We start from the raw sequence: 25,593 nt of genomic DNA, 5'->3' as shown, positions 1-25,593 counted from the left end.
TGCTGCATCCCCCTCCTGCGTGCGGGTGTGTCCGACCTCGGCACTGACACTGGTAAGCAACAGTGAACTGCAACAACGGAGTTTCAAAAAGCAGCAACAAGCGGCGCGAGATAACGCGGATATTCGCCTGCTATAAGTAAAATACGATGGCGCCATGGCGCGCCCATCCCCCAAACTTATGGGTGTTTTTACTTTTGTTCATATAATAGTCTGTTAATATGCATATGGTTTATATTTTATCGGGGTGAATCGGAGAGTGCTCACCCCCTGGTGACTATCACGGAGTGAAGCATGACCTGCCATTTTGTCAAGTGGACCGGCACGGAGGCATTACCCGATCTACAACGCTTGCCCGATGCACTGATCGCCGCCGCGCAGGAGCTTCCTGCCTGGCGGCGTGAGCGCTACTTAAAGAGCCGAGCACTGCTGGCTGAGATGATGTTCTATTTTTTCGGCTATCCAGTATTACCTGCCATAACGCTTTCACCGGATGAATGGCCTCATTTCATCGATCCCTATCTTCCTGATTTCAGCCTGGCCTATGCGGGCAATACGCTGGCAATACTGCTTAGCGAAGAGGGGAAAGTGGGGATTGATATCGAGATTGTCCATCTGCGCCCCGCCCATGTCGCATCGATCCATACACAGACGAAAACGCCAGCAGAAACCGCCTGGATCAACGCCCAAAGCGATCCCTTAGAGGCGGCCACACAGCTCTGTACCCTCCGACAAGCCATCACGAAAATATCGGACCCTGAGCTTAGCCATGGCGATAACCTGCGGCTGCACCCTGCCTCCGGTCGATTACGCTCAACCTACTTCCCCTCACTGGAAGCCATCAGTGATATCGATGGCTATCTGGCTTGGGCCTGCGCGCGGACGCCGACCATAAACCATTTAATGACCTGGCGTTATCAGGGGAACGGCGTGATGCATAAAACCGGTGAGATAATCCAGCAGCAACGACAATCGCGCAGTTACATCAAGCTCACCAGCCACGTCACAGAGAAAGTCCCTTCAGCGTGACAGATAAAAAGCCCCGCAAGCGGGGCTTTTTATCACTGGCTGCGCGTGCAATTAATGCGCGTCGATAAAGATAAACTTCAGCAGGAACAGCGCAGCAACCACCACCACACAAGGGCTGATTTCACGCCAGCGTCCAGTCGCTGCTTTCATCACCACATAGGAGATAAAGCCCAGGGCAATCCCTTCCGTGATGGAGAAGCTAAACGGCATCATTACCGCAGTAATAAACGCAGGCACCGCTTCGGTAAGATCGTCCCATTTCACGCGCGCCAGGCTTGAGGTCATCAACACCCCGACATAAATCAGCGCGCCAGCCGCCGCATAAGCAGGCACCATACTGGCCAATGGAGAGAGGAAAATCACCAGCAGGAACAGAAGACCAACCACAACCGCCGTCAGCCCAGTGCGCCCACCAACTGAAACACCGGAAGAACTTTCGATATACGCGGTCACGGAGGAGGTCCCGATAAAGGAACCGGCCACCGAGCTAATGCTATCAACGTAAAGCGCCTGCTTCATACGCGGGAATTTACCGCGTGCGTCGACGAGCCCGGCTTTATCCGTCACACCAATCAGGGTGCCGGAGGAATCGAACAGGTTGACCAACATAAAGGAGAAAATCACGCCGGAAAGCGCCAAATTCAGCGATCCCGCCAGATCGACCTGACCAACCACGGACGTGACGCTTGGCGGCATAGAAAACACGCCAGAAAATTTCACATCACCCAGCAACAGGCCAATAAACGTGGTCACCACAATGGAAATCAGCACAGCGGCGTGAATGTTACGTGAGGCCAGTACCGCAATGATAAAGAACCCCAGCGCACCCAGCAGAACGCTATGAGACGTCAGATTGCCGATGGTCACCAGCGTTTCCGGGTTAGCAACAATGATACCGGCGTTTTTCAGGCCCATCATGCCGATAAACAAACCGATACCGCTGGCAATCCCTAAACGCAAGCTGATCGGAATGTTAGCGATCATCCAGTAGCGAATTTGGAACAGGGTCAGTATCAAAAAGCCGACTGCGCCCCAAAAGATAGCCCCCATCGCGACCTGCCAGGAAATCCCCATGGCGCCGACGACGACGAACGCAAAAAAAGCATTCAGCCCCATGGCGGGAGCCAATGCAACCGGCAGGTTAGCCACCAGTCCCATCAAAATACTGCCAAACGCGGCAATCAGACAGGTGGTCACAAATACCGCTTGAGTATCCATGCCCGCAACACCCAGAATCTGCGGGTTTACGAAAACGATATACACCATGGTAAGAAAGGTCGTGAACCCAGCAATCGTTTCCGTACGCGCCGTAGTGCCATGTTGGCGCAGTTTGAATACGCGCTCCAATAAGCCTTGCTCTCCCGCAAGCTCAGGTTGTGATGTTTTCATTATCAACGTTCCAGATAAGGAATTATGGTCGGTGGGTATCCTATAACAAAATGTACAGAGATTAACGCCATTGGCCGGTTTTTTTTCTTGCTATAAGCCGATGTTATCGCAACCGTTGCCCTCAACGGCATCAGGTACCCTTTTTCCTGCAAATACGCGAGAAAAACAGCGAACGAGCCATATCTCTACGCCTTCAGAACAAAAGATGAAAACCAGGTGAAAAACAGGCTTTTATCGTGTTTACGCCCGGTAAGGTCAAAATACTGACGCCGTGGGGTAAAGTAGTGGGTGAACCACACGCGTTACCAATAAGGAACCCCATGTCTTCGATTGATTGTGTTTTTTTCGATTGTGATGGCACGCTGGTCGACAGCGAAGTGATTTGTTGCCAGGCCTATGTGAATATTTTTATTCCGTATGGCTTACAGTTGTCGCTTGAAGAGGTCATCAAGACCTACAAAGGCGTCAAGCTCTACGACATTATCGACCGTGTAAGTGCACAACATGGCCTGACGGTGGTGCCTGAAACGCTGGAAAAACACTTCCGTGCAGAGATCGCCCGGCTGTTTGAAGAATCTCTGCAACCTATTGACGGCATTCCAGAACTGCTTGCCGCAATTACCGTACCAATGGGCGTGGTGTCGAACGGTCCGGTCAGCAAAATGCACCACTCGCTCGGATTAACCGGGCTGCGTGAGCATTTCGCCGATCGCCTGTATAGCGGTTACGATTTGAAAAAATGGAAACCCGATCCTGCCGTTATTTATCACGCCGCTCAGCAGATGCAGGTCAATCTGGAGAACTGCCTGCTAGTGGAAGATTCGTTTTCAGGCGTGGAAGCGGGTATCGCGGCGGGCATTCCGGTGTACTACTACTGCGCCGACCCGCACAATCCGCCCATCGATCACCCGCTGGTCACCACCTTCCACAACATGGGTAACTTACCGCAACTGTGGCGCGAAAAAGGCTGGAACATCACCGCCTGACGGGAGCAGGCCGCGCTACGCTGGGCGCGGCCGCCAGCGCCACCAAAACCGACGTTTTGGCGCATCAACCCGAGCGTGCACCGCATAGCGCTGGCTGACGCGATGCGCCAGCAGCTCCAATGCCACACAGATAATGAAGTAAACCAGCGCCACAAACAGGAACACCTCAGTGGGGTAGACCATACTGCGGTTATTAACCTGCGTGGCCAGAAACGTCAATTCACCCACACCCACGATATACGCCAGCGACGTATCCTTGATTAAGGAAATCCACTGGTTGATAAACGATGGCACCATCATGCGTAGCGCCTGAGGCAGCACGATAAACCAGAGTACGCGCCAGCGACTGAAACCCAACGACAGCCCAGCCTGCCACTGCCCCTGACTGATAGCGACAATCCCCGCCTTGACGCCATGCGCCAGATAGGCCGCGCCAATAAACGCCAGCGCACACACCACGGTGGTGATTTCAGGAATATCGACACCAAATACGATGGGCAGCAGGAAGTAAGTCCAAAAAATCAGCATGATCACTGGAATAGCACGGAAAAAACCCAGCACCAGCGCCAACAACGCGCCCAGCCAGCCGCGAAACATCGCCAGCGCCACCCCCAGTACCGTGCCCAAAACCGCAGAAGCGATACCGGCCAATGCGCTGATGACGAGCGTCAATGCTGCGCCACCAAGCGGCCCCTCGGGAAAGGTGCCCCACAGCAGATAGCTGAGGTTATCGCTGATAATCGTAAAATCCACGTTAGTGCCCTCGCGCCAATTGACGTTGTTGTCGCCACATGCCCCAGCCCTCAATCAGCGCAATGACAGCGATATACAACACCGTCGCTACACCGAACGCCTGAAAGGTGCGCAAGGTTTCGGTCTCTACCTGACGTGAGGCGTAAGAGAGTTCAGCTACGCCAATCGCCATCGTTAAAGAGGAATTCTTGATGATATTCATGTATTGCCCCAGCAGCGGTGGCATAGCAATTTTCAGCGCCTGAGGCAGCACGACATAACGCATGGCTTGCCAGGGCGTCAGCCCCAATGCCAGCGATGCGTGTTTTTGTCCACGCGCGACCCCGCCTATTCCTGCCCGAATCTCTTCGGCAATAAACGCGCTAGAATAGAGCGTCAGGCCAATCAATCCAGCAAGAAACTCGAAAGAGGGCCAACTTAAAACCTGACCGGCAATGGTCACATCGTGGGGTGAATTCAGCCATTGCAACAGTGCACCCGGCAGCAACTGCGCCGCACCGAAATACCAAAAGAACAACTGCACCAGCAACGGCGTATTGCGAAACAAAGCACTGTAAGCGATTACCGGCCAGCGCAAGAGGTTACGTTGATTGTCTCTTGCCGCGGCAAGCACCATTCCCAGCAACGTTGATAGCACAACCACACACAGTGAAAGCCACAGTGTCAGCAAAAAACCGTGCCACAACCATGACAGATAACGAGGTGCCAGCAGCCAGTTTTCCAAAAAAGAAGCAACGCTTTCAGTCAATGTCATACCCTGTTTGCGGTAGTAAAAACGCTTTGTTGCAGAAACGACAATGCCCTCTGGTCGACAGAGGGCAGAATGCAGTGTTACCTGAAACGTCCTGTAGCCTCACGTTGGCACGTGTGGACGAAGAATGGCATCAGGCTTTAGGTTGTTTATCCAACGGCGCAAAGGTGAAATCACCACGCGGTTGAGCAGATTTTGTTGTCGGTCCAAACCAGCGATCGTAGGTCTGTTTCGCTTCACCGGTTTTTTCCAGTTGCAGCAGCGTTTCATCCACCTTTTGTGTCAGGCGATCTTCGCCCTTAGGCACGCCCACCCCTTGGTATTCCTTAGTGATGCTAAACGGAGAGATCTCAAACTCGGCTTTTTGCGCATCTGGCACGTTGGCCAGTAAGCCAACCAGCTTGGCATCATCCTGAGTAATGGCCTGTACGTTGCCATTGCGCAAGGCGGCGAAAGCAAGCGGTGTGTCGTCATAAGAGATCACTTTTGCCGTCGGGTAATGTTCACGCAACGTGATCTCTTGCACGGTCCCTTTATCCGCACCAATACGCAGCGCTTTAATGTCTTCTGGCGTTTTCAGCACGCCTTTACGGGCGATAAATTTCTGTCCGGTAGCGAAGTAAGGAATACTGAAATTAACCTGCTTGGCGCGCTCATCGGTAATGGTGAAATTGGCGGCGATCAAATCAACTTTCTGCGAGGTCAGCAAGGGAATACGGTTAGCCGGGTTGGTAGCACGCAGTTCGACTTTCACACCCAGCGCTTTGCCGATAGCTTCCGCGATATCCACGTCATAGCCCACCAGCTTTTTGGTTTGCGGATCGACAAAGCCAAACGGCGGGTTGCTGTCAAACACCGCAATTTTTACTACGCCCGCTTTCTGAATATCATCCAGCTTGTCCGCCTGAGCGATACCGGAAACAGAAATTAAACCCGCCAATAACGTTAATGTAACAAATTGTTTTTTCGCCATTTCCCTTATAACCCTTCTACGTTTTGTTAGCCAGCACGCTAACAGCCCGCGGGGCAATCAGGAAATAATAAAAATGGATAATATTATAATCTTATGTCACATAGCCGAGTTTCAGACTCGGAGAAGGCGTTTGAGCAAAGAGAAAACCCAGGTGATGAGGGACAAAAACGGACGATTCGTCCGGGGCATGGGTTTAGATCGTGTATTGCACACTGAAAGCACCACCGAACCAGTCAGCCTCTTTCAGGTAACCACCGCAGTTGGAAATCGACTATGCTTTCAACATGTAAAAAAATTCCGTTGCCCTATTACATACCGTCCAATCAAGGCGCCCCAGACTTAAGAATAGGTCTAATTATTTTAAACAAAAGCATTGTTTATATGTTGTTTAAATCAATAACAATAGAATTTTCAAAAAAATTCAGCAAATAGGAATAAAAATGCCTCTAAGCCATGAAAAAACAACCCAAATAGCATCAATATTACTCTGTTTATCAAGCGTGACCGGATGTGATTATCTGGAAAAGAACCAGCGTGAAACGCCAAATAATAAAAAAGACGGGACGGTTCTCGAAACGAGTATCGAAGATGACATTGTCATTCCGGTCGTGATAAATAACAAAACATTAAACTTTCTCGTTGATACCGGTGCCAGCTCGTTGATACCGGTGCCAGCGTAACCGTTATTGATGAGAAAATAGCGAACACGATAACTCGCCCCTTACTCTCATCAGAAATCCCAAAGAATTATCGCCAGGAATTTTCAAATGTCTCAACGGTTTCCGGACGCTTAGAGGAACATCAATTCTCTCTATTGAAACCAACCGCCTTCGTCATTGGCACAAAAGAGATCAATGACAGCGACATATGGGTTTCACTCGATTTGTCACTGCTGACGCAATCGATGGGAACAAAGATAGACGGCATCATCGGCATTGATACCTTTAGGCGGTTCAATTGGAAAGTCGATAATGACAAGAAAAAGGTGATTATTTCCGACACGCTCCCCTCCGCATCGGATTATCAAGCGTGCACTGGCTATGATGACAGTTATAACCGAATGCCACAACTCTGGTTTAAATATAAAAATAATGATGTGGCATTTCGCATGGATACCGGTGCCGATCACAGTTTTGTTTCCAATGAATTCCTCAATTATGTCAAAGAGAACAAGCTATCGCTTGAATTATTGTCTAGCAATGAACCGACGGCTGAAGCGGGTGGCTTAACAAAAAGCACCCAATATATTTTGCAGGACTTTGTATTTAATGGGTTGCCATTGAATAAAATGGAGTTCTCTGATAATCAGGAGGGGAATTTTCATGTCGGGATGGATTTCTTGTCTCGGTTCAAACGCTATACGTTTATCCCTTCACGTATGATGTTTTGCTATGATGCTGACTCTATTGAAAAAAAACAGCATTCCACATGAACGTTCCATTGCAATTCGCTATTTGGATGGAAGCATTGAAGTATTTTACAACAATAACGAAGAAATACAGAAATATGGATTAAAAAATGGCGATAAGATATTAACCATCAACAACACCACGTATTCACCAGAGAAAATAAAAACGGTGAGAAAACTGTTACTTCAGGAGCCCAAAGGAACCTTGGCGCTGACTATTCAGCGTGAAAATCAAGTAATGGATATTGTGCTGTAAAATAATACGCTTAACGTCTGCCCCGCCTATACCCGTCATACTACGCCCCGTTAGGGGCGTAGTGGCCTGCAAAAATCACTGAGGTGCAGGCCCGTTTTTCTCTTTTTCCAGCAGTTTTTCCAACGCATCACCGCCGATATGGCGGAAATCCTGCCCTTTAACGAAGTAGAAAATAAACTCGCAGATGTTCTGGCAACGGTCGCCGATGCGTTCGATTGAGCGGGCGCAAAACAGCGCGGTCAATACGCTCGGAATGGTGCGTGAGTCTTCCATCATGTGCGTCATCAGTTGGCGCACAATGCCTTCATACTCTTTATCGACCTTCTTGTCTTCGCGATAAATACGGATAGCTTCATCCAGATCCATGCGCGCAAAGGCGTCCAGTACGTCATGCAGCATTTCTACCGTATGGCGACCCAATGACTCCAGGCTAACCAGCAACGGCTGATGCTGATGCGAATATTTCTCCAACGCAGTGCGACAGATTTTATCCGCAACGTCACCAATACGCTCCAGCTCAGAAATGGTCTTGATGATTGCCATCACCAGACGCAAATCACTCGCCGTTGGCTGGCGCTTGGCGATGATACGCACGCAGGCTTCATCGATGGTCACCTCCATCAAGTTCACCTTGGCATCACCTTCAATCACGCGCTGGGCCAATTCCGCGTCACGGTTATGCATTGCCGTAATGGCATCCGTCAGTTGCTGCTCGACCAAACCGCCCATGGTCATCACCTGGGTGCGAATGTGCTCAAGCTCAGCGTTGAACTGCCCGGAAATGTGTTTGTTCAGATTCAGATTGTCCATGATGCTTCCTGTAATCAACCATAGCGACCGGTAATGTAGTCTTCGGTCTGTTTCTGTTTGGGCGCGGTAAACAGGGTATCTGTATCGCTAAATTCGATCAGTTCGCCCAGGTACATAAATGCCGTATGATCCGAACAGCGTGCTGCCTGTTGCATGTTGTGGGTGACGATCACCACGGTATAATCTTTTTTCAATTCGGAAATCAGCTCTTCGATGCGTCCCGTAGAAATAGGGTCCAGCGCCGAACAGGGTTCATCAAGCAGCAACACATCGGGACGAATAGCGATACCGCGCGCAATGCACAAACGCTGCTGCTGACCCCCCGAGAGGCTGTATCCGCTCTGGTGCAGCTTATCTTTGGTTTCCTGCCACAATGCGGCTTTGGTCAAAGCCCACTGCACGCGCTCATCCATATCAGCGCGGGAAAGTTTTTCGAACAAGCGCACACCAAAGGCAATATTGTCATAAATCGACATCGGGAACGGGGTTGGCTTCTGGAACACCATGCCTACCTTGGCGCGTAGCAGTGCCACATCCTGCTTGTCGGTAAGAATATTGTTGCCATCCAGCAAAATATCCCCTTCCGCACGCTGCTCCGGATACAGTTGATACATTTTATTCAGCGTACGCAACAGCGTGGATTTACCGCAGCCAGACGGACCGATAAACGCAGTCACCTGATTGGTGGCAATATCCAGCGTAATGTCTTTCAGTGCATGGAATTTTCCGTAATAGAAATTCAGATTGCGCACCTGGATTTTGTGGTTGGATGTCTCGGTAGCAATACTCATTAAGACTTCTCTCTTTTAACTGGCGTGTCGTCCGACACGCCGTTGAATCCATTAATATTTTTTATTCGCAAACAGAATGCGCGCCACAATGTTCAACAACAGCACGCACAGCGTAATCAGCAACACTCCCGCCCACGCCAACTGTTGCCACTCGATAAATGGGCTCATGGCGAATTTGAAGATAGTCACTGGCAGGTTGGCGATCGGGTGCATCATGTCGGTGTTCCAGAACTGGTTGGACAGCGACGTAAACAGCAACGGTGCGGTTTCCCCGGCGATGCGGGCGATTGCCAGCAGCACGCCAGTGATAATGCCGGAAACAGAGGCTTTTAATGTGATGGCCGAAATCATTTTCCACTTCGGCGTTCCCAGCGCATAGGCCGCTTCACGCAGGCTATCGGGAACCAGTTTCAGCATGTTCTCCGTAGTACGAATCACGATAGGCACCTGCAACAACGCCAGCGCAATCACCCCCGCCCACCCCGAGAAGTGCTGCATCTTGGTCACGACAATCGAGTAGACAAACAGGCCAACCACAATGGAAGGTGCCGACAACAATATATCGTTAATAAAGCGAATTACTTCGGAAATAATGGATTTACGACCGTATTCCGCCAGGTAGATACCCGCCATAATGCCGAGCGGTGTACCCAATACAGTGGCCCAGAAAATCAGCAATCCGCTGCCAACAATGGCGTTGGCAAGCCCACCGCCTGCGGTATTGGGCGGTGGCGTCATTTCGGTAAACAGCGCCAGCGACATGCCGTCGATCCCTCTCACCACAGTGGAGAACAGGATCCACACCAGCCAGAACAGGCCAAACGCCATGGTGGTCATGGAGAGGCATAGCGCAATGCGGTTCTTCTGGCGGCGCCAGGCCTGCATTTTCTGCCGGGTACGCGCCAGCGTGGCTTCTTGTTCCATTCCTAACGCAGCCATTAGCGTGCCCCCTCATTTTTTGCCAAACGCATAATCATCAACTTAGACAGCGCCAGCACGATAAAGGTAATCACAAACAGAATAAGACCAAGCTGCATCAATGCCGCCGTGTGCAGGCCAGATTCTGCTTCGGCAAATTCGTTCGCCAGCGCGGAAGTGATGCTGTTGCCGGGCATAAACAGCGACAGGCTGTCCAACTGGTAGGTGTTACCGATAATAAAGGTTACTGCCATGGTTTCACCCAGCGCACGCCCCAACCCCAGCATGACGCCGCCAATCACCCCGTTTTTGGTGTAAGGCAATACAATGCGCCAAATCACTTCCCAGGTAGTACAACCAATGCCGTAGGCTGACTCTTTCATCATTACCGGTGTTTGCTCAAACACGTCGCGCATTACGGCAGCGATATAAGGAATGATCATGATAGCCAGAATCACGCCAGCGGCCAGAATGCCGATACCAAACGCCGGGCCAGAAAATAGTGTGCCCAAAATAGGAATGCCGGACAGGATACTCCCGACCGGTTGCTGGAAGTATTTGGCAAACAACGGTGCGAAGATGAACAGACCCCACATGCCGTATACGATACTCGGAATGGCGGCCAATAATTCGATGGCAACGCCCAGCGGGCGTTTTAACCAGTTCGGTGCCAGTTCGGTCAGAAACAAGGCGATACCGAAGCTGATAGGAATAGCGATGATCAGGGCAATCAGCGAGGTCACGACGGTACCGTAAATCGGCACCAGCGCACCAAACTGCCCGGCAGGCGCGTCCCACTCTTTAGTCCACAGAAACGCAAAGCCAAACTTCTCAATGCTCGGCCAGGATGCCACGATCAGCGATACGATGATGCCACCCAGCAGCAGCAGCGTCAGCAGCGCGGAGAATCTCACCAATGCGCTAAAGATGACGTCGCCCAGCTTTCCGGGGGCTTTCATGGTTGGCTTATACTCAGCCATAGGGCTCTCTTCTTCAGTGTTAATCATTTGACAGGCAAAGGCGGACGGGCTTCCCGCCCATCCGCCATAACTTATGTCAGTGCCTTGTTAACCGCACAAGGGCTTGCATAGCGTTTCAATGCTTATTTAAACAGCGCGTTACCGCTGCTGTCTTTTACACTGGTTTTCCATGCGGCACGAATTTGCTCAACCACTTCGGTTGGCAACGTAGCGTAATCCAGCGCTACCGCTTGCTCACCGCCTTTCTTGAACGCCCAGTCAAAGAACTTCAGCACTTCAGCGCCCTGCTCTGGTTTGTCTTGTTTCTGGTGAACCAGAATGAAGGTAGTAGAGGTTATTGGCCATGCGTCAGCACCGTGCTGGTTGGTCAGGTCCTGAGCAAAAGATTTGCTCCAGTCGATGCCCTTGGCCGCGTTACTGAATGATTGGCCTGTCGGTTGAACGGCTTTACCGTCGGCAGAAATCAGCTTGGTGTAAGCCAGGTTATTCTGCTTGGCATAAGCGTATTCAACATAACCGATTGAGCCTGGCAGACGCTGAACGAATGCGGCAATACCGTCGTTACCTTTACCGCCCAGACCGGTCGGCCAGTTAACCGTAGAACCAGCACCAATTTTCTCTTTCCATTCAGCGTTCACTTTCGCCAGATAGCTGGTGAACACGAAAGAGGTACCGGAACCATCAGCGCGACGAACGACGGCGATATCCTGATCCGGCAGTTTAACGCCCGGGTTCAGTTTAGTAATGGCCGCATCATTCCATTTTTTGATTTTACCCAGGTAGATATCACCCAACGTTTTACCATCCAGCGTCAGTTCGCCAGATTTAATACCCGGGACGTTTACCGCCAATACCACACCACCGATTACGGTAGGGAACTGGAACAGGCCATCTTCAGCCAGCTTTTCATCAGCCAGTGGTGCATCAGATGCACCGAAATCAACGGTTTTTGCTTGAATCTGCTTAACGCCGCCAGAAGAACCAATACCTTGATAGTTAACTTTATTGCCCGTTTCTTTCTGGTAAGAGTCTGCCCACTTGGCGTAGACCGGCGCTGGGAACGTAGCACCTGCACCGGTAAGGTTAACGGCAGCTGAGGCGTTGACCGCCGTCAGGGAGAAGGTTGCCATAACGAGACCGGCAATCGTGGTACGCATCAGTTTCATAATCCCTCCTGTGGGATTTTTTAAAGGTGTCGACCCAGATTCTTTATTGATCAGAGTGTAGTTCGCAGGAGGAAAAATAGGACAATTACATGACAGTAAAATGTATTTAATGTGACAGTTTTATGACATACAAAGTTTGTTCACGAGCAATTGCATTAAACGCGGCATTTTACCTGAACGCGCGCGGCGTTGATTCAGGCCATAGCACGCAACCAGGCCAATAAATCTGCCTGAAAAGTATCAGGAAATAATGGGGAGGGCGATAGCAGACAGTAACAGGAGCCCTCCTCGACAAATCCCAGCGGTGCGGCCAGAACCCCACTGGCGATATCATCTCTGACCAATTGCCACGGCCCAATGGCGACCCCTAATCCGGCAACGGCAGCCTGTAAGCTGAAATAAAAATGCTCGAAGGTTTGTCCGCTATTGTCATGCAGTGGGTGTTGCGTGACCACACTCCATGTTTGCCAGGCACTTAAACGCGTGCGGCTGTGTAAACGTGGCGCAACGGTTCGCAATGACAATCCGTTTTCCGCGGGAGAAAACCAGTCAGTCACGTTATCAGGCCGGCAAACCGGCCCGACTTTTTCACTGAACAGGTATTCTGCATGGTAACCGTCAGGTAACGGGAAATCATCGCGCCGAATGGCCAAATCAATGCCAGAATTAAATGAAAAAGCCCCTCCGCCAGCAACCAGATGAATATCCCGATCCGGATATTTTGCCTGAAACGCTGGCCAACGGGGAATGAGCCAACGCATCAGCAGAGTGGGTTCACATGACACCACCCAGCGCCGTTGCTGACGCGCGCTGGCACGCAGTTCACTGGTGGCGCGCTGCATGACCGCCAACACTTCATTTACCGCCTGCGCCAGCGTACGGCCTGCTTGCGTCAGAAAAACGCGGCGACTGCGCCGTTCAAACAGCGCGACCCCTAAATCATCCTCCAGCATACGCACCGCACGACTAATTGCACCGTGCGTAAGATGTAACGCTTCGGCAGCACGCGTGAAGTTCTCAAACCGTGCAGCGGCCTCAAAGCAGCGCAAGGCTATCAGTGAAGGAAGGCGGGTTTGATTTAGCGCTAATGGTGAGTCTAGCTCACCATTGCTGTCAGAAATCATCGTTAGTTATCCCTACATCGTTTGCATAGCATGTTGATATATAATTTAATGTTAAAAAAGGTTATCTATGGTCGAGTATCTCGCTGTATTCACAATAACACTGTTTGCCGTTATTAGCCCGGGGCCTGATTTTGCCATGGTGACACGCAATAGCCTGATGCTGTCGCGCCGCGCGGGAATCTTAACGGCTATCGGGATCGGTGGCGGCATTCTGGTCCATGTGAGCTACACCCTTATAGGCATTGGCTTTATCATTCAGCAATCGCTTTGGCTGTTTAACATGATCAAACTGATTGGCGCGGCATACCTCATTTGGCTCGGCGTGAAAATGTTACGTGCCAACCCCACCAGCGCTCAGCCCGATACCGGTATCGCCTCGGTTTCCGATGGGATAGCGCTACGCACCGGCTTTCTCACCAATGTATTAAACCCGAAAACAACAATATTCATCATCAGCCTGTTTATGCAGGTAGTAAGCCGACAGACACCGTTGGCGGTGCAAATCGGTTACGGTATTTTTATCTCCGTAGCGCACATCTCATGGTTTTGTCTGGTCGCCCTGTTCTTCTCTTCAGGTGCAATCCGTGAACGGCTGCTCGACGTGCGTCATTGGATCGACAGAACCTTTGGCGGCGTCTTGGTGGGATTAGGGGTGTTGTTGGCTTTAGCGCGCAGGTAACCACCAACACGTTCTCTTTTTTATACATCACGAGGGGAACAACAATAACGGCTCCCCCTATTAGCGCTTTGATATCGAGATGATTATTATCTATATCAGGTTGATGATGACACCCAGCGCTTGAATATCAACGAGGTATTAATGCCGCCAAAGGCAAAGTTGTTAGATTGAATATAATCGGTGTCGATATGTCGAGGTTCACCCATGATGTAATCGAGATCGCCACAATCTTCTGCGGGTTGAGACAAATTCAGCGTTGGAGCAAACCAACCTTCGCGCATCATCTCAATACTCATCCAGGCTTCCAACGCGCCACAGGCACCTAAAGTATGTCCGAAATAGCTTTTAAGTGACGAGATCGGTGTGGTGTTGCCGAAAACGGCTGCTGTAGCCTGACTTTCGGCAACGTCTCCCCGATCGGTAGCCGTTCCGTGTGCGCTAATATAACCAATGTCACTGGGTAGCAAGTTAGCACAACGCAATGCGCCTTCAATGCATATCTGCATGGTTTCACGCTGTGGCTGAGTAATATGTGCCGCATCACAGTTGGTATAAAACCCCACTAATTCGGCGTAGATAGTCGCACCGCGTGCTAATGCATGTTCCAATTCTTCCAACACCAATGTTCCGGCACCTTCACCAATGACCAACCCGTCACGCCCACTATCGAACGGTGCTGGCGTCAACTCTGGATTATTATTTTTTTGGCTGGTGGCAAACAGCGTATCAAAGACTGCAGCTTCCGATGGACACAGCTCCTCCGCCCCGCCCGCCACCATCACGGTTTGGTAGCCATGACGAATGGCCTCCCACGCATAGCCGATTGCCTGGCTACCAGACGTACATGCGCTTGACGTGGGAATAACACGCACACGCAGGCCAAAGAACAGACCCGCATTAACCGCCGTAGTATGGGGCATCATTTGCACATACGTCGTCCCGGTGATGTTATTGGTATGCTTCTCCGTCAGCATGGTGGCAAACTCACTCACCGGCCCAGTACTTCCCGTAGAAGAACCATAGGCAATACCGGTTTCTCCATTCGTCAGCACCGGGTGCCCAATCAACCCCGCCTGTTCAAGCGCTAACTCGCTGGCTCGCGTTGCCATCATTGATACCCGGCCCATGGCGCGAATACGTTTACGCGTGTAATGCTCGGGCAAGGTAAAATTATCAATGGGTGAACCCAATTGAGTGTGTAGACCATCATAGACTTGCCATTCCGGCATTTTGCGAATGGCATTGTGCCCCGAACGCAACCCTTCAGAAACCTGTTGCCATGACTCACCAAATGCGGTCACTCCCCCCCATTCCCGTAACAACCACTCGGTTTATCACAACATACCTCCGTTTATCGAAATCACCTGGCGCGTGACATAACCCGCTATGTCAGACATAAGATAACTTGCCAGTCCTGCCACTTCATCGGCCTGTCCCATGCGCTTCATTGGGATCATCTTCAGCGCCTCATCCACAACCACCGGTTCCATTTGAATCATGCCGGTATCAATCAATCCTGGGGCGATGCAATTTACTGTGATTTTGCGCTTGGCCAGTTCAATCGCTAATGCCTTGGTCGCACCAATAATGCCTGCTTTCGCAGCACTGTAGTTAACCTGTCCACGGTTCCCCATGATCCCGGAAACGGAAGACAGTGTAATGATGCCCCCCCTGCCGTAGCCCAATCATCGGCATAACACAGGGATGAATAACGTTGTAGAAACTATCGAGATTGGTGTGAATCACACTGTCCCACGCATCGTCATCTAAGGCCGGGAAAGCACCGTCGCGAGTAATGCCAGCATTGCTCACTACGCCGTAATAAGCACAGTGTTGTTCAATATCCAGCTCAAGCCGGGAGCGGCAGACTTGACGATCGCTGATATCAAACCCAATCGTTCTTCCACTACCTTGGCTCGCGGTAATAAGACCTAACGTTTCTTCTGCACCCTGTTTATCGCTGTGATAATGCACCACAACACAAAATCCATCCGCCGCCAGACGTAACGCAATGGCGCGCCCTATCCCCTTGCTGGCACCGGTCACCAATACGCTACGCTTGTTCATTTTGCTTTCCCTGCTGAGTCAGTTGCTGCAATTCAATACTGTCGGGTTGGTAGGTATTTAATCGGCCCGAAGCAACCCGCTTGCCATTGATGAGGATTTCTCCGTCAAAACTGCCAATTTTTTCATCACGTATCAATAGGTTGATAAACACATCCAGCCGAGCCTGTGAGGGGAATTGTGCGTGCTGGCAACGATATCCCCGACCGCCCAACAGCATACCGAGTTCCGGTTTGTCTTTCCTCTCAGCCTGTTTGCGTCGATGCCAACCAGACCATACCCCGATCGTCTGGGCAATGATTTCGATGCCAAACCACGCTGGCAACGCACCTTGTTCATTGAGAAACGGCGCAAGTACCCCGTCATTGGAAATCGTTACCTGGCAATGAGCCCGTTCTTCATCAACATGAAGTACGTTATCCAGCAGCACCATAGGCGCGTCATGGGGGAGATAACTCGCAACGGGTAAATAATCACACATCTACTTTCCCCAATATCAGGCTCGTATTGTTACCGCCAAAGGCAAAAGAGTTAGACATGATTACCGGACGCGCCAATCTCGCAGGCTCCCGCAACAAACCGCAATCTGGCAGCTGTTCATCCCATGCATTTTGCGAAAAATCCTGTGCGGGTAGCGGTATATCCTGAGTTAGTAACAACCAACAAATTACCGCTTCGGTAATGCCTGCGGCTCCCAGAGTATGCCCACACAAATGCTTGGTAGAGCTACAAGGAACCCGATTACCAAACAGGGCGTGCACGACGCCAGACTCAATGTCATCGTTCAGGCGTGTAGCGGTGCCATGCAGGTTGATATAACCAATATTATCAGGCTGTAACCCAGCCTGAGACAACGCCATGGTGATAGCCCGCCGCGCACCGTCACCTTCAGGATGAGGAGCTGACATATGATAGGCATCGGAAGACTCCCCAATGCCCAGAATGGCCACGCTGTCTTGACGTGTGCTAATCAGCATCAACCCCGCAGCTTCACCAATTGAAATACCGTTACGCAGTGCACTGAACGGTTGGCAACAGTCCGGCGACAGAGATTCCAGGCCATCAAATCCGTTGAGTGGCATCCGACTTAAGGTATCAGCACCACCGACAATCGCGGCATCCACTACCCCCGCATCAATCAGTCGCATCCCACTGATCAACGCTCGGGCACTCGAGGAGCACGCGGTAGAAATCGTGTAGGCCGGCCCTTTTAACTGCAAATAGGCGGCAAGAAAACGGGAAGGATCGCCCAATTCTTGTTGTACATAACGATAGCTGGTCGTGTGTTGGCTAACAAAGCGATCGGCCTCATCCAGGCCAGAAGTACTGGTGCCAAGGATCACTGCCACGCGATCTGAACCGAAAGCGGCAATAGCCTCATCAACAGCGGGGCGAATTTGCGCTAACGCCGCCATCAGTAAGCGATTATTACGGCTATCATGTGCAGCCAATGCCGCAGGAACAGCAGGCAGATCACCGTCCACCTTTCCCGTCCAGCAAGGCTTATCGTGCAGCAACCATCCGCGATCGGGGCGTAGTGCCGTTTTCACATTAGCAGACAGGCTGGCCGCAATACTGTTCAGATCGTTACCCAAGGCATTGAGGGCAGCGACGGCATTAATGTAAATCATGTCAGCCATCCAGGTGTTGAATAGTAATGTGGTAACCAAAGACAAATTGCTGAACGCTGATCGGCACACGCTGCTGATTACGATTCATGTAACGAATTTCAGTGATCAGCTTGCCGTTATTGTCAGTCAATTGCCGTTTATCACCCAGGTCGCGCAGTTCCCACCCCGGTGGTAACAGTGATCGCCACTGTGTTACAGGCCAGTGGCTCAGCATAATATCCGCTAACACCTGACTGGCGGGCGGTAACTGCGGTAATACAATGGATTGTTCGGTATGAATACCACGTGAGTCATAAGTAACGAGAAAAAGACGAATACCAATAGAAGAGAGCCCAACCAGTGTCAGTTGCTGTTCATCCCCATTGATCATGACCAATAAAGATTGCTGCTGGCCCTTAAAGGTTCCGGTCAATAGCTGTTGTTCATTAAAGGCGGGGGTGATGGCTGGTGCAGGCAATGTCACTTTCACGCCCGGTTTAAGCCACGCTTGTGGGCGCCCCGCTTCAGGCTGTTGATTGGCACACGCACAAAGCAGCAATGCGTAAACCAGGGACAAGCCACGTTGAAACATCCTCATTTTCTCTTCCCTTTTGCGTCCGGCAATGCCAATGGTGACAACAAAAATGCGGTAAACACGCCGCTGCATAGCACAATGCCAAAATTGCTAATGGCTTGGGTTTGACTAAACACCAGCATACCCAGGGTGAGCAGAGCCACACTCATCGCCAGCGTAACGGCCAGCAATGACGTCATCGGCGTCCCGCGTGGATTACTGAAAAACAGCGTATAGTTGATACCAATTCCCAACACCAGTATCAGCGCCATCAACGAAAACAAATTCAGCGAATGCCCACTGAGCGCCAAGACCGCAAGCCCAGAGCCAAGAGAAAGCACAGAGGGTATCGCGCTCTTCAGTCCACGACGCCACCCCAGACGTAGCATAAAACTTAAGGCAATAACGCCCACAGAAGCCGCCAATAACCACCCCAGCATCACGCGATAAAAACCGAACAGCGCATCAAAAGTGCTCTTGCGATCAATCCAGCTCACACCAGGCAATGTTTGCGCCAAATGCGCTAATGCCTGGCTATCTTTGACACCACTCACGGGAACCAAGACGCCACTTTTTCCTGAAGGGAGCGTCAACCAGAGCAAACGCCACCCCTCGCTCACCGGGCTTTGCAACCAGTCTTCCGGCGTTACAGGCGTAGCGGTTACCATTGGCGGTTCAACAACCACTCCTGCGTCACCAAGACGCGCAAGCACGGCAGGTGCCGCAGCCGTAATCAACTGAAGGTCTTTCTGCTGCTGGGCTAAAGAAAGCAGCGGTAGCACGCGGTAGTGCTCTAACCACCCATGACGCTGCGCATCACTTAACGCGGGTGCAAGTTTTTCAACTCTTTGCAATGTGGTCTGCGGATCATCACCGTAAACCACAAACCATGTCTGATCGGCACGTTGTCCGGTTAACGTGGTTACTTGCCGTTCTTGCATCAGCAGTTCCTGCGGCAACGCTTGCAGCTGTGAAATATCATCATTGATATCTAATCGAACCAGTCCAACCACTGAGAACAGCAATACAGCGACCGGAATGCCAATGCTTACCGCTGGTTGCCGACGCCAGGCCGCTAGCCAGCGCCCCATTAATACCATTGCAGGCGCCGGTCTGACCTGTAATCGCTTGACGAAGAAAGGATACCAACACACGACAGTCATGCAGGAAGCCGCCAGCCCACTCGTTGCAAACACCGCTAACTGCTGCAAACCGGGGAAGGGAGCCAATGCCATGATAAGGTAGGCGATCATGGTGGTAAAAAGCGCCAACAACAGCGCTGGCAACACCTTTTTCAGGCTCTCCATCGCGGAAACATGGGCGCCATGTACCAGCCGTTCCGTTAGGTAATAGAGGGTGTAGTCGGCGGAGATCCCAACAATGCTGATACTCATTATCAGCGTCATCAGATACAACTCACCGAACACCATCAGCGTAACAATCGTGCCGGTGAGCGCACCAATCCCAACAGAAAGCGCGCAGAGCAGAAGTGGGCGCACAGAGCGAAAAACAGCGAAAATTAATAACAGCACCCCCACCAGGGTTGCGGTACCGAGGGTTGATACATCTTGCCTTGCCTGCTGGCTGGCATAATGGCTGAACAATACCGTGCCACGCGTCAACACATCCGCATCAGGAAACGTCGTTTTCAATGAAGCCTTTAGGACATCTAATTTTTCAACGACGGCTTGATGCGCGGACATATCAAACGAGTTGCCACTCAACTCGCCGTGCAAAAAATACCAGGTTCTGCCCTCGCTATCTTTGGTGACAAGCCAGCCTTGTGACAACCCTAACTGGCTGGCATTTTGCTGCATGGCTAACTGCGAACCACGCACCAACATCAGCGGATCATGGTTCAATTCATTGCCACTCACCCCGGCAAAAGCAGAGTAGAGTTGAGCCAACACCCAATCAGCTTGAGCGCTACCGCCGTTGGCCAAACGCGCACGGGTCGCGGTATCAACTAAACCGTTGCGATGATCGTAGACAAAACGTCCCCACTGCTGTTGTGTATCAGCATCTATCGGGCCATTTACTTGTTGTAATTCAGGCATCGCCTGCAATTGTCTGAACCACCAATCAGCGACGGCAGGATCTGGCTGATGACCGGATGTCACCATCCAGACCATTTGACGATCGAGTCGTTCGAGAAACCCTTGCTGCAATGCGGTGGGAATATCCCCCATGGCTTGCTTCGGTAGCAGCGACAGTACGCTGCTGTTGATCTGAGCCTTGGGCAACAACAATACCGCTGCTAGCAGTAACACTGCACAACATGCTACCCAGAACAACGCGGCACGCCGGACCCAATCAGAAAACGAAACGCTGCTTTTCATCATCACTTAACGTCCTGGGAGTGAGGCGCTGATTACTCAGGGTTATACGCGTTACGTCGCCCTGGCGATCGTTGAGTTCAATGCCATCAAGAAACGTACCGCCACGCAACGTAATATCGTTAAACAGCTTATCCAGCGGGGAGGTTTTCGGTATCAGCACCAATCGCCACTGTTCCTCAGGAAGTGAAGTAAAAGCCACGGTAAAATTTTGTTCTAGCACCTGGCGATCCGCTTGAAACAAGGCGCGCAACAGATGATTAAACTGAAACATCTGTGGATTGGTTTCTGCCGTGACGATCTGTGGCGCTTGGCCGTTCATCACTTGAACCATTCGTGTTTCATCCAGAACCATCGTCAAAGGGAAAGGTGCTACCTGATGCCACCACAGCCCTTTATCCTGAGCGATCAGCATCTGGCCATTGGATGTGAGTGGCTTAACCATTCCTTTTATCTGACGCTGTTGAGTAAAATCAGCACGCACCACAGGCTCCTGACTGAAGCGCAGCTGTAGTTCATCAAGTGTCACCGCTTGCACACTGCCCGTGAGCAACACGAAACCAGCAATCAGGATTTTTATCACGGCGTGACTCCAAGGCGTTCGAACAGAATAGAGGGAGAAACAAAACTGAGCTCGCGTTGACCTTCTTGTACCGCAACCTGGGTGGTATAGCCGGTGGTCGTCCGCTGGCCACTCTCGGCGTCAAAGATCTGGTAAGCAATACGCAACCGGTTCTCAAATTCTTCAATGGTGGCCCGCACGCGAATATGCTGCTCGTAGGTTAAGGCCGCGCGATATTTAACGCGCGTATCCACAACCGGCCAGACATAACCCGATGCCAGCATTTCGCGGTAGCCATAGTTAAATTTGCTCAGTAGCGCTTCACGCGCAACTTCAAAGAAACGGAAGTAGTTACCATGCCAGACAACACCCATAGGATCGCAATCATGGAATGACACCGTCAGCGTGACTTCATGGCTTAAGCGGGAATCCTTTAACACCCTTACTCCTTTTTTTCTGTCGAATGTTCTTCGCCAGGCAAAGACCAAAAATCAAAAAAATTAAACCAATCAAGCGGGGATTTCAGCGCGTAATGCCCCAAGCGCTCAGCATAACGATCCACAATCTCCTGCAACGCGGTCTGCCGTGTGGCTCGCGGTAATACAATGGGGTCAGCAAAGGGTTCACAGTGGACTCGCAATATATTGGCTTCGCGAATAACGAACATGAGCAACACAGGACAGCGCAGAGCGGCTGCCAGCAAAAAGGGTCCTTGAGGAAAGGGGGCTTTGCGTCCAAGGAATGAACTCCATACCACGCGGCGAGTCCCCCCGCGTTGACGATTCACCGCAGTACGATCGCCAACAATAGCCACCCATTCACCCGCTTCAATTTTTTCTTGCAGCATAATGGCCGTATCAGGGCCGATGTTATTAACAGGAATGAGGTTAACGCCAGCCTGAGGCGCTATCTCTTCCAGTATTTGCTTAAAACGCTGTGAGTTGTCCGTAAAAACCAACGCGTTAATGGTCAAATAGCTGACCTGCCTGGCCAATGCACGACACACTTCGATGTCACCTAAATGTGACGCCAGAATGAGTTGCCCACGTGGCCGACTTTGTTTGACGATGTCGCGCGCACCGGGGGCGAAATCGATAGCGGTTCCCCAGTGTAAATCACCGCGCCAGCTGGCGACTTTATCCAACATTGACTGACCGAAACGCAGAAAATGTCGATAGCTATTCAGTGGCTTAGGTAAAGCGATGCCATGTTGAAAGGCGTAGTCCTGACAATGGCGTAGCCATCTTTGAGAGGCGCGTCGCTGAACGCCACCCGTTAACCAGTAGAAAGCAATCACAGGCCAAAGTAGCAGGGTGAAGAAGGGGCGTCCAAGACGCTGGTAGACCGCCAGCATAAGGCGCATGCCGAGCAACCCTTTACGCTCACTGGCACTCGCCCAATGCTTCTGGTGACGTCGGTTCAGCAACCCAGGAATTCGCGGCAGCATGCCGAAAAACAAGCGCGTATGCATCCATGAGATACGCAGATTGTCGTACAGTGCATCAAAATGGGACAGGCCGTTTTCTGGGTAGGTTACCGCCGTCTCAACAAAACGACTCGGCGTCCCCGACCAATAAAGTCGTACCATAATTTCCGTATCAAAATCCATACGCTGGCCTATCGCTTGTCGAGCAGCCAAGGACAAGGTTGCCGCAATAGGGTAGACACGAAAACCACACATACTGTCTTTCAACGAAAAAGAGAGCGTTTCAATCCAGACCCAGACATGGGTGATATAACGACCATAAAGTCGAGCTTTGGGTACAGAGGTATCATATCGAGGCTGACCAGAAATTAGCGTCTCAGGGTGACTTCGGGCCTCATCCAACAAACGCGGTATATCTTCTATTTGATGTTGACCATCCGCATCCACCTGAAGAGCATGGGTAAAACCAGCCTCAGCCGCGACGCGAATGCCATGGATCACCACAGCCCCCTTACCACTATTTTGCGCCAAGCGAATCAAAGTAATGCCGACGTTATCCGCAGCCAACCGATTCAGTTCCTGCTGTGTCGCCAGGTCGCTGCCATCATCAACAATGATAACGGGTAGCGAAAAAGGTGTCAGACGAGTAAGCACAGAGGCCAACGTCGCGCCGTGGTTGAAACAGGGGATCACCACGCAGGGCAAGAAAGCGTTCGTTATGGACATGGCGTCACCACAACATGATCAATCAGTGTGATCTTTCCACTGCTGGCAACCCGATCCTCATCCCTATCCAAAATATGAAAAGTAAAACTCAACTGCTGCTTAAAGGCACACCATCGCAGCGTCAAACGCAGCCGATTATTGGGCTGTACAGGTCTTTGAAACTTAACATTTTCTATAGCGGAGAAGCGATACCCTTGGGGGACCAGTATTTCAGTGCCATAGTGCATCACCCAATCCAGTTGCGCCACTCCGGGCAGGATGGGTTGATGTGAAAAATGGCCGTCAAACCAAAACAAATTATCATCAACAAGCAATTCCAAAATAATCTGGTCAGCAGCATCAATGACACGCTTTTCGCTTCGGGCTATTTCAATGGGTAGCATCGAATAGCTCCTGAATTTGAGGCCATGAACGCTTGCTCTGGCTGTTATGCGGAATCACATCAACAAACCGCCAATAACGCGGCATGGCCAACGGCTCCAGCCACTTGTGCAATTCGTGGCGCCACTGACGTTTTAACTGAGAGAGATCGTCACGCATTACTGAACGATTCAACACCAACACAACACCAATACCACTGCGTTCTGGGCGAGCCACCTGTAAAGCCACCGCATCCTCGATATTGGGCAATGCCAGCAACCGTCGCTCAATTTCACTTAATGAGATACGTTTATCTTCGATTTTTACAACGCGATCGTGACGGCCTATCAATGTAAAATGGCCATCGGAATCAAAAGATAAGTAATCATCCAGAGAATGACCCTGTGAATGAGGGATCAACGCGGATTGCACCGTCCATTTTTGTTGCTCATCGCAACACAGCGTTACGCCAGAAAAAAGTTGCCATGGGGTAGCCTCTGCTGCACGCAAGCGCCACGCCATTATCCCTGTTTCAGTACTGCCATATATTTCATTAACGGGGTGAGTAAACCAGTCCATCGCAGCCTGAGCACTTAGCCAGGGTAAAATGCCCCCCGCAGACACAATTAGCGAACAGGTTGGTGGTATCAAAGAACGATCGGTGCGACGTAAAAAGGCCGGGCTACTGATAAAAACATAATGGTATTGGCAATCTTGCGCGGCGAGTTGCTCGGTATACAGCAATTGTCGGCTATCAAACGGTAATTGGAGCGCTAACGGTAACCAAATACGAAAGGTCAGCCCATAAAGATGCTGATGCGTAACGGAAGCAATAATATTGCATCCTTGCAAATGGGTTCCCCACAGTCGAGCCAACCAACGCGCTTCCTCATCCATGCAGCGTATGGGTTTTATTACCTCACACGGTGAGCCCGTCGAACCAGAGGTAAACAGGACAATGTAAGCATCAGCAGGAATAGCGGGAAGTACTACTCCACATTCGACATCTTTCAGATCGACATTCAAGGAAATACAGGGACAGGGCAATACCAGAGCGATATCGGTGAGCACGCCATCAAAGGTATCCATCTGTTCTTGCAATACCGATTGACGACAATGCCCCGGAACCACAGGCACTTTTCCTGCATGCAATACCGCCAGCAATCCGATGGTAAAACGATAACTGTCGTCAAAACATAATGCCCAATGCCCAGCGCAATTCTGGCCTACTGAGCAGTTGCTGACAGAGTGCAGACACCTGCATTCGGAGCATCGCAAGCGTATAGGTTTGGCCGTCGGCGCGTGCGATGACACGCTGCATATCATTTTCCTGCAAGAGCCAATCTTTAACCGATTGAGCATTCATGCTTGCTTTCTCAGGCGTTGGCGCACGATCCACTCGCACCCCATCAACATCCCTATCAACAAGTAACTGATCATGCCGTTCCATAACATCCACCAATGCACATTGCTGACAACACACGTCAGGGCAGCAATACTGCCGTTAACAATAAAAAACAGACACCAGATTTGCGTAACGCGGTAGGTGTAGGCAATAGCTTGTGGGGGCAAATTCTGTTCTCTTAACCGGGCAAAACGCTCTACCAACGGCATCCCATAGAATAGCGAGCTGCCGAATAGCAACAACATGATCCCATTAACCGCTACGGGATACCAAAGCAGCCACTGATTGTCTCGCAGCAACAGACTCGTACCGGCAAGGGCAACCCCCGTCCCCGAGATCAGCAATGCCGTTCCTTTCAAGAAAGACGTTTCACCGCGCAAGGTAATCAGGCGTAATAGGAGTAGCAGCACCAAAAAAGCTATCAGCCAGCGGTGCTCCAGATGATAAATACTCAACCAGACGCAGAACGGCCAGCTTAGTGTTACAAGCACACTCAAACAGCGTATTAACACAGGCATCA

At 51.0% G+C, this 25,593-nt stretch carries 25 protein-coding genes and 3 pseudogenes; 6 read left to right on the top strand and 22 right to left on the bottom strand.

From position 1 onward, the window contains the following. Positions 1-291: 291 nt before the first annotated feature. Positions 292-1,026, top strand: coding sequence for a 4'-phosphopantetheinyl transferase family protein (locus tag K6K13_RS22935; RefSeq protein ID WP_222158991.1), 735 nt, complete (start codon positions 292-294; stop codon positions 1,024-1,026). A gap of 51 nt (positions 1,027-1,077) precedes the next feature. On the opposite strand, the gene K6K13_RS22930 is transcribed toward K6K13_RS22935, so the two are convergent. Continuing rightward, positions 1,078-2,415, bottom strand: coding sequence for an NCS2 family permease (locus K6K13_RS22930; protein WP_222158990.1), 1,338 nt, complete (start codon positions 2,413-2,415; stop codon positions 1,078-1,080). Between the two features lie 320 nt (positions 2,416-2,735). Between K6K13_RS22930 and yieH the strand changes: the two genes are divergently transcribed. Then, entirely contained in the window at positions 2,736-3,401 is a 666-nt protein-coding gene (yieH, locus tag K6K13_RS22925) for a 6-phosphogluconate phosphatase (RefSeq protein ID WP_222158989.1), read from the top strand. A 15-nt stretch (positions 3,402-3,416) separates the two neighbouring features. Here the strand turns inward: yieH and K6K13_RS22920 are convergent, their stop codons facing one another. The 3 genes from K6K13_RS22920 to K6K13_RS22910 all read right to left on the bottom strand — a co-directional run bounded on the left by K6K13_RS22920 (position 3,417) and on the right by K6K13_RS22910 (position 5,878). After that, complete coding sequence (locus K6K13_RS22920) at positions 3,417-4,154, bottom strand: amino acid ABC transporter permease (RefSeq protein ID WP_222158988.1); 738 nt, start codon at positions 4,152-4,154, stop codon at positions 3,417-3,419. Position 4,155: 1 nt separating this feature from the next. Next, positions 4,156-4,908, bottom strand: a complete 753-nt coding sequence (locus K6K13_RS22915) for an amino acid ABC transporter permease (RefSeq protein WP_222158987.1) — start codon at positions 4,906-4,908, stop codon at positions 4,156-4,158. A gap of 130 nt (positions 4,909-5,038) precedes the next feature. After that, positions 5,039-5,878 (bottom strand): ABC transporter substrate-binding protein, encoded by an 840-nt coding sequence (locus K6K13_RS22910; protein ID WP_222158986.1) that lies wholly within the window; start codon positions 5,876-5,878, stop codon positions 5,039-5,041. Between the two features lie 440 nt (positions 5,879-6,318). Here K6K13_RS22910 and K6K13_RS22905 point away from each other — a divergent pair, with 440 nt between their 5' ends. From K6K13_RS22905 to K6K13_RS22895, 3 genes are read left to right on the top strand one after another with little or no spacing between them, the layout of a single operon-like run. Further along, positions 6,319-6,558, top strand: a complete 240-nt coding sequence (locus K6K13_RS22905; protein WP_222158985.1) for a pepsin/retropepsin-like aspartic protease family protein — start codon at positions 6,319-6,321, stop codon at positions 6,556-6,558. A gap of 5 nt (positions 6,559-6,563) precedes the next feature. Beyond that, positions 6,564-7,310 (top strand): pepsin/retropepsin-like aspartic protease family protein, encoded by a 747-nt coding sequence (locus tag K6K13_RS22900; RefSeq protein WP_222161233.1) that lies wholly within the window; start codon positions 6,564-6,566, stop codon positions 7,308-7,310. Continuing rightward, positions 7,270-7,542, top strand: a complete 273-nt coding sequence (locus K6K13_RS22895) for a PDZ domain-containing protein (protein ID WP_222158984.1) — start codon at positions 7,270-7,272, stop codon at positions 7,540-7,542. Before K6K13_RS22900 ends, K6K13_RS22895 begins: the two co-directional genes overlap by 41 nt. Before the next feature lie 75 nt (positions 7,543-7,617). Here the strand turns inward: K6K13_RS22895 and phoU are convergent, their stop codons facing one another. The 6 genes from phoU to K6K13_RS22865 all read right to left on the bottom strand — a co-directional run bounded on the left by phoU (position 7,618) and on the right by K6K13_RS22865 (position 13,331). After that, positions 7,618-8,352 (bottom strand): phosphate signaling complex protein PhoU, encoded by a 735-nt coding sequence (gene phoU / locus K6K13_RS22890; protein WP_195313242.1) that lies wholly within the window; start codon positions 8,350-8,352, stop codon positions 7,618-7,620. Between the two features lie 14 nt (positions 8,353-8,366). After that, the gene (gene pstB, locus K6K13_RS22885; protein WP_222158983.1) at positions 8,367-9,143 is read right to left on the bottom strand and encodes a phosphate ABC transporter ATP-binding protein PstB; all 777 of its coding nucleotides are present in this window, start codon (positions 9,141-9,143) and stop codon (positions 8,367-8,369) included. 51 nt (positions 9,144-9,194) lie between these two features. Then, positions 9,195-10,082, bottom strand: a complete 888-nt coding sequence (pstA, locus tag K6K13_RS22880; RefSeq protein WP_222158982.1) for a phosphate ABC transporter permease PstA — start codon at positions 10,080-10,082, stop codon at positions 9,195-9,197. Continuing rightward, a complete protein-coding gene (gene pstC / locus K6K13_RS22875; protein ID WP_222158981.1) occupies positions 10,082-11,041 on the bottom strand; it encodes a phosphate ABC transporter permease PstC in 960 nt (319 codons plus the stop codon). Before pstC ends, pstA begins: the two co-directional genes overlap by 1 nt. A gap of 122 nt (positions 11,042-11,163) precedes the next feature. Next, positions 11,164-12,207 carry a phosphate ABC transporter substrate-binding protein PstS gene (pstS, locus tag K6K13_RS22870; protein ID WP_222158980.1) on the bottom strand — a complete coding sequence of 348 codons (1,044 nt, stop codon included), beginning with the start codon at positions 12,205-12,207 and terminating at the stop codon, positions 11,164-11,166. 194 nt (positions 12,208-12,401) lie between these two features. After that, entirely contained in the window at positions 12,402-13,331 is a 930-nt protein-coding gene (locus tag K6K13_RS22865) for a LysR family transcriptional regulator (protein ID WP_222158979.1), read from the bottom strand. 67 nt (positions 13,332-13,398) lie between these two features. Between K6K13_RS22865 and K6K13_RS22860 the strand changes: the two genes are divergently transcribed. Further along, positions 13,399-14,010 carry a LysE family translocator gene (locus tag K6K13_RS22860; protein WP_222158978.1) on the top strand — a complete coding sequence of 204 codons (612 nt, stop codon included), beginning with the start codon at positions 13,399-13,401 and terminating at the stop codon, positions 14,008-14,010. A gap of 95 nt (positions 14,011-14,105) precedes the next feature. Here the strand turns inward: K6K13_RS22860 and K6K13_RS22855 are convergent. From K6K13_RS22855 to K6K13_RS22800, 12 genes and pseudogenes are all read right to left on the bottom strand, one after another. Beyond that, positions 14,106-15,348, bottom strand: a pseudogene (locus K6K13_RS22855) (beta-ketoacyl-ACP synthase). Further along, positions 15,345-16,077: pseudogene (locus K6K13_RS22850) on the bottom strand (3-ketoacyl-ACP reductase FabG2). Before K6K13_RS22850 ends, K6K13_RS22855 begins: the two co-directional pseudogenes overlap by 4 nt. Beyond that, complete coding sequence (locus K6K13_RS22845) at positions 16,064-16,555, bottom strand: hotdog family protein (RefSeq protein ID WP_222158977.1); 492 nt, start codon at positions 16,553-16,555, stop codon at positions 16,064-16,066. Before K6K13_RS22845 ends, K6K13_RS22850 begins: the two are co-directional and overlap by 14 nt. Next, positions 16,548-17,705, bottom strand: a complete 1,158-nt coding sequence (locus K6K13_RS22840) for a beta-ketoacyl-[acyl-carrier-protein] synthase family protein (protein ID WP_222158976.1) — start codon at positions 17,703-17,705, stop codon at positions 16,548-16,550. Before K6K13_RS22840 ends, K6K13_RS22845 begins: the two co-directional genes overlap by 8 nt. A gap of 1 nt (position 17,706) precedes the next feature. Continuing rightward, positions 17,707-18,282, bottom strand: a complete 576-nt coding sequence (locus tag K6K13_RS22835) for a DUF3261 domain-containing protein (protein WP_222158975.1) — start codon at positions 18,280-18,282, stop codon at positions 17,707-17,709. Next, the gene (locus K6K13_RS22830; protein ID WP_222158974.1) at positions 18,279-20,600 is read right to left on the bottom strand and encodes an MMPL family transporter; all 2,322 of its coding nucleotides are present in this window, start codon (positions 20,598-20,600) and stop codon (positions 18,279-18,281) included. The genes K6K13_RS22835 and K6K13_RS22830 overlap by 4 nt, the downstream gene beginning before the upstream one ends. Then, complete coding sequence (locus K6K13_RS22825) at positions 20,572-21,177, bottom strand: LolA family protein (protein WP_222158973.1); 606 nt, start codon at positions 21,175-21,177, stop codon at positions 20,572-20,574. Before K6K13_RS22825 ends, K6K13_RS22830 begins: the two co-directional genes overlap by 29 nt. After that, on the bottom strand, positions 21,174-21,596 hold the full coding sequence (locus K6K13_RS22820) for an acyl-CoA thioesterase (protein ID WP_222158972.1): 423 nt from the start codon (positions 21,594-21,596) through the stop codon (positions 21,174-21,176). The genes K6K13_RS22825 and K6K13_RS22820 overlap by 4 nt, the downstream gene beginning before the upstream one ends. 2 nt (positions 21,597-21,598) lie before the next feature. After that, complete coding sequence (locus K6K13_RS22815; RefSeq protein ID WP_222158971.1) at positions 21,599-23,308, bottom strand: glycosyltransferase family 2 protein; 1,710 nt, start codon at positions 23,306-23,308, stop codon at positions 21,599-21,601. Next, positions 23,299-23,691 (bottom strand): 3-hydroxyacyl-ACP dehydratase FabZ family protein, encoded by a 393-nt coding sequence (locus K6K13_RS22810; protein WP_222158970.1) that lies wholly within the window; start codon positions 23,689-23,691, stop codon positions 23,299-23,301. The genes K6K13_RS22815 and K6K13_RS22810 overlap by 10 nt, the downstream gene beginning before the upstream one ends. Beyond that, positions 23,678-25,034, bottom strand: a pseudogene (locus tag K6K13_RS22805) (class I adenylate-forming enzyme family protein). The gene K6K13_RS22810 and the pseudogene K6K13_RS22805 overlap by 14 nt, the downstream one beginning before the upstream one ends. Then, complete coding sequence (locus K6K13_RS22800; RefSeq protein ID WP_222158969.1) at positions 25,031-25,591, bottom strand: COG4648 family protein; 561 nt, start codon at positions 25,589-25,591, stop codon at positions 25,031-25,033. Before K6K13_RS22800 ends, K6K13_RS22805 begins: the two are co-directional and overlap by 4 nt. Positions 25,592-25,593: the final 2 nt, after the last annotated feature.

The organism is Symbiopectobacterium purcellii, assembly GCF_019797845.1.
Taxonomy (GTDB): domain Bacteria; phylum Pseudomonadota; class Gammaproteobacteria; order Enterobacterales; family Enterobacteriaceae; genus Symbiopectobacterium; species Symbiopectobacterium purcellii.
Note: the sequence above shows the minus strand (reverse complement) of the source record. Positions and strands in the feature narration are given on the sequence as shown.

Excerpts from the sequence above, each read along its gene's own strand:
- K6K13_RS22915 (WP_222158987.1), bottom strand. The coding sequence starts at position 4,908 with ATGACATTGACTGAAAGCGTTGCTTCTTTTTTGGAAAACTGGCTGCTG.
- K6K13_RS22930 (WP_222158990.1), bottom strand. The coding sequence starts at position 2,415 with ATGAAAACATCACAACCTGAGCTTGCGGGAGAGCAAGGCTTATTGGAG.
- pstA (WP_222158982.1), bottom strand. The coding sequence starts at position 10,082 with ATGGCTGCGTTAGGAATGGAACAAGAAGCCACGCTGGCGCGTACCCGG.
- K6K13_RS22860 (WP_222158978.1), top strand. The coding sequence starts at position 13,399 with ATGGTCGAGTATCTCGCTGTATTCACAATAACACTGTTTGCCGTTATT.
- K6K13_RS22910 (WP_222158986.1), bottom strand. The coding sequence starts at position 5,878 with ATGGCGAAAAAACAATTTGTTACATTAACGTTATTGGCGGGTTTAATT.
- K6K13_RS22810 (WP_222158970.1), bottom strand. The coding sequence starts at position 23,691 with ATGCTACCCATTGAAATAGCCCGAAGCGAAAAGCGTGTCATTGATGCT.
- pstS (WP_222158980.1), bottom strand. The coding sequence starts at position 12,207 with ATGAAACTGATGCGTACCACGATTGCCGGTCTCGTTATGGCAACCTTC.
- K6K13_RS22845 (WP_222158977.1), bottom strand. The coding sequence starts at position 16,555 with ATGTGTGATTATTTACCCGTTGCGAGTTATCTCCCCCATGACGCGCCT.
- K6K13_RS22830 (WP_222158974.1), bottom strand. The coding sequence starts at position 20,600 with ATGATGAAAAGCAGCGTTTCGTTTTCTGATTGGGTCCGGCGTGCCGCG.
- K6K13_RS22835 (WP_222158975.1), bottom strand. The coding sequence starts at position 18,282 with ATGAGGATGTTTCAACGTGGCTTGTCCCTGGTTTACGCATTGCTGCTT.
- yieH (WP_222158989.1), top strand. The coding sequence starts at position 2,736 with ATGTCTTCGATTGATTGTGTTTTTTTCGATTGTGATGGCACGCTGGTC.
- pstC (WP_222158981.1), bottom strand. The coding sequence starts at position 11,041 with ATGGCTGAGTATAAGCCAACCATGAAAGCCCCCGGAAAGCTGGGCGAC.
- K6K13_RS22905 (WP_222158985.1), top strand. The coding sequence starts at position 6,319 with ATGCCTCTAAGCCATGAAAAAACAACCCAAATAGCATCAATATTACTC.
- K6K13_RS22865 (WP_222158979.1), bottom strand. The coding sequence starts at position 13,331 with ATGATTTCTGACAGCAATGGTGAGCTAGACTCACCATTAGCGCTAAAT.
- K6K13_RS22815 (WP_222158971.1), bottom strand. The coding sequence starts at position 23,308 with ATGTCCATAACGAACGCTTTCTTGCCCTGCGTGGTGATCCCCTGTTTC.
- phoU (WP_195313242.1), bottom strand. The coding sequence starts at position 8,352 with ATGGACAATCTGAATCTGAACAAACACATTTCCGGGCAGTTCAACGCT.
- pstB (WP_222158983.1), bottom strand. The coding sequence starts at position 9,143 with ATGAGTATTGCTACCGAGACATCCAACCACAAAATCCAGGTGCGCAAT.
- K6K13_RS22840 (WP_222158976.1), bottom strand. The coding sequence starts at position 17,705 with ATGATTTACATTAATGCCGTCGCTGCCCTCAATGCCTTGGGTAACGAT.
- K6K13_RS22895 (WP_222158984.1), top strand. The coding sequence starts at position 7,270 with ATGATGCTGACTCTATTGAAAAAAAACAGCATTCCACATGAACGTTCC.
- K6K13_RS22935 (WP_222158991.1), top strand. The coding sequence starts at position 292 with ATGACCTGCCATTTTGTCAAGTGGACCGGCACGGAGGCATTACCCGAT.
- K6K13_RS22800 (WP_222158969.1), bottom strand. The coding sequence starts at position 25,591 with ATGCCTGTGTTAATACGCTGTTTGAGTGTGCTTGTAACACTAAGCTGG.